The sequence below is a fragment of the Mucilaginibacter sp. genome (assembly GCF_036383575.1).
Lineage (GTDB): Bacteria > Bacteroidota > Bacteroidia > Sphingobacteriales > Sphingobacteriaceae > Mucilaginibacter.
Genome location: NZ_DASVOB010000162.1, coordinates 1 through 2,634, shown reverse-complemented (window position 1 = coordinate 2,634; position 2,634 = coordinate 1). Strand labels below are relative to the sequence as shown.

2 protein-coding genes are annotated in these 2,634 nt (G+C 45.4%); both read right to left on the bottom strand.

Annotation, left to right across the window (positions count from 1 at the left end):
* Positions 1-1,873 (bottom strand): beta-N-acetylhexosaminidase (locus VF500_RS05945; protein ID WP_330858783.1); only part of this gene is annotated, 1,873 nt, incomplete at its 3' end.
* A gap of 23 nt (positions 1,874-1,896) precedes the next feature.
* A partial coding sequence (locus VF500_RS05940) for an acyltransferase family protein (RefSeq protein ID WP_414688564.1) occupies positions 1,897-2,634 on the bottom strand: 738 nt, incomplete at its 5' end.

Genomic DNA, 2,634 nt, shown 5'->3' with positions numbered 1-2,634 from the left:
CCTCATAGGCCATGCCTGGCTTCAGCTTAGCGGCTTTTTCGCGTGCAGGCTTGATACTCACACGCTTGATGTTGGCCGTTTGGCGAATGTGCTGATCATTCAGTGTCCAGGTGGTAAATGTTCTTAAACCAATGCTATCTTTTAAAGGTACATTGATATTTACCGGGAAAGGCACAGACGGACTATTATTATCCGGCATTTTGCCGTTTAACGCATAACGTACTTTAGCCCCTTGCAGCGGGTAGTTTAACGTTAATTTAAACCGGTTCTTATTGGTGATGACATTATCAACCCCATCAATATCAGGCAGGCGGGCATTGAAATTCCACAGCTTGAACAAACCATACTGATTTTTCATTTTCCAGCCGAAGCGTTCCAGGTCCTTTTCATTTTTCGGGCTCCAGGTGAGTTCGGCCACGGCAAGAGCCCGGGGATAAACCATGTATTGCAGGTGCTGTGCGTTAGGTACTTTTTCGTTCCAGATGTTGCCTTGGGCTCCTAAAATGTATTCGGCTTCGGCGTTAGTTAGTTCTTTTGATTGAGGTTCGTAGTTGTATACCATTTGCCAGGTAACCGGCGGGTTCCAGCCTATGGGTTCCAAGTCTTCATTGGCTTGCGGGGCATCAAAATACATGTATGGCAAAGGTGTCATTACCACGTGATGATGCATTTTGGCGGCTGCTATCCCTCCGGCTTCGCCCTGCCAGCTCATTACCGTGGCCGATTCGGCAAGTCCCCCCTGTAAGATCTCGTCCCAGCCTACCAGTCGCTTATTTTTCGAGAGCAGGAATTTTTCTATCCGTTTAATAAAATAACTTTGTACTTCTTTTTCACTTTTCAGGTGTTCACGTTTCATCAAGGCGACTGCGGTCGGGCTTTTCAGCCAGTCGACCATCTCTGCTTCATCACCACCTATGTGAATGTATTGGTTGGGGAACAAGGCTATCACTTCGGTCAACACATCTTCCATAAATTTGAAGGTATACTCACTTGGGTCGAGCATGCGTACGCGATGTTTGGCCCCTGTGGAGTCCTGGCAACCCAACTGAGGGTATGCAAAAATAGCAGCCTCGCTATGTCCCGGCATTTCAATTTCGGGCAGGATTGTTACAAACCTGTCCTGCGCGTACTTGATCACCTCTCTAATCTCATCCTTGGTATAAAAACCATCGCGGCCATCATCAATCAGGTTATCCAGCTTACGGAACTCGCCTCGTTTGGCATAATAACTGATTTTTGAACCTACTTCGGTAAGGCGGGGATATTTATCAATCTGGATGCGCCAGCCTTCATCGTCGGTTAAATGCCAGTGAAACGTATTGAGCTTGTAATGCGCCATTACATCAATGTATTTTTTCACCTCATCAACTGTAAAAAAATGGCGGCTTACGTCCAAACTTAACCCACGCCAGCCAAAACGCGGCTGATCAGCAACAGTACACGCACTTATTTTCAATGCCTGACTTTTATCTGTCGGCAATAATTGAATCAATGTTTGTACTCCGTAAAACACGCCAGCACCATTACCGCTGATACTTACTGATGCCGGGGTTACGTGCATGGTATAGGCACTCTCCGCGTTAGACCAAACATTGTTTAACCTGATAGCCGTATTAGCCGGGATCTTTTCAAATACCTTCACCGTAGTTTGCAGCCCATAATTTTGATTCAGGTAATCCTGCAGGTATTTCCCGATCGGCTCGGTTTCTTTATTAACCCCGATAATAGCATTCTTATTCAAGACAAAACTACCGTTGCCGGCTTTCAAACTTACCGGTTGCGGTATAATATGAAACTGCGCATTTACCGTTATTACTGATAAAAGCAGCGAAACAGATAGAATAATATATTTTAACGATAGTGTTTTCTTCATTTCGGGAGATGATGCATAAGGGGTTATACCTTAACAGTGATATTCTTTTTATAAAGGATCCAGACCGGGATAAAAATGATCAGCACAGTCAGGATAGCACCCGCCAACGAAGCATTCTCGGGTGACAGATATGGCATAAACGCATTATTGTAAGTGAACGACCATAAATTGGTTTTACCTACCGGGATTGCCGCTATTACAGCAGGAATAATATCGGCCAAAACATAGGCGGCAATAGCATTACGACCAAAAGCCAGAAATGGCGGCAGTAAGGCTTTATGGCCTTTGATATCGATAAACCAGTAGGAAAGCGCCAGGATATTGATGGCCAATCCGGCAGTAAGCAGCACAAATGAGCTTGTCCACAGTTGTTTGTTGATGGGGAAGAATGTATTCCAGATCAATGCCAGCACGATCAAGACAATACCCACACCCATCATTTTAAACAGATGAGTACTGGTTTTGAACTTGCCAGTTTTAAGCCAGGTTCCGGTGAATACCCCTAATAAACAAGTTGCAACAGAGGGGATTGTTCCCAGTAAACCTTCCGGGTCCCAGGTTTTGGATGAGCCCCAAAGGTGATTTTCGGTAAAAACCGATCTATCGATCCAGGCCCCTAAATTAGTGGCGGGCTCCAGATTAGGTGCGCCGAACCCGGGGACAGGTATCAGCATCATTAATAAATAATAACCGATGAGACAGCTTACAGCAATAACAACCTGCGTACGGATGCCGGTTTTAACGTACAGCAAGGCGGTTAT